General features: G+C 48.1%; 1 protein-coding gene. It reads right to left on the bottom strand.

Annotated elements, in window-relative coordinates; genetic code table 11:
- Positions 1–46 precede the first annotated feature (46 nt).
- Positions 47–241 (bottom strand): winged helix-turn-helix domain-containing protein (locus KMS84_RS40620; protein ID WP_256921665.1); only part of this gene is annotated, 195 nt, incomplete at its 5' end.

Below are 241 nucleotides of genomic sequence, written 5' to 3'. Positions count from 1 at the left end.
ACCCAGTACCAAAGTGTTGAGCGAGTTTTACGCGAAAAAGGGAGTTTCATTGTGCCCTCCGAAACCGATAACCGACGGCTCGGACGGTGACCAACACATCAGTTATACCATTCACCTCCAATTTCTTGCGGAGATTGTGAATATGAGTGTCTATAACGCGATCTAAAGCTCCACTTTCAGGCAAACACGCCTCTAACAACTCATTGCGCGTAAATGCTTTGAATGGGGCGCGGAGCAAGGT

Source organism: Streptomyces hilarionis (assembly GCF_024539675.1).
In the GTDB taxonomy this organism is placed as follows: Bacteria; Actinomycetota; Actinomycetes; order Streptomycetales; family Streptomycetaceae; genus Streptomyces; species Streptomyces hilarionis.
Note: the sequence above shows the minus strand (reverse complement) of the source record. Positions and strands in the feature narration are given on the sequence as shown.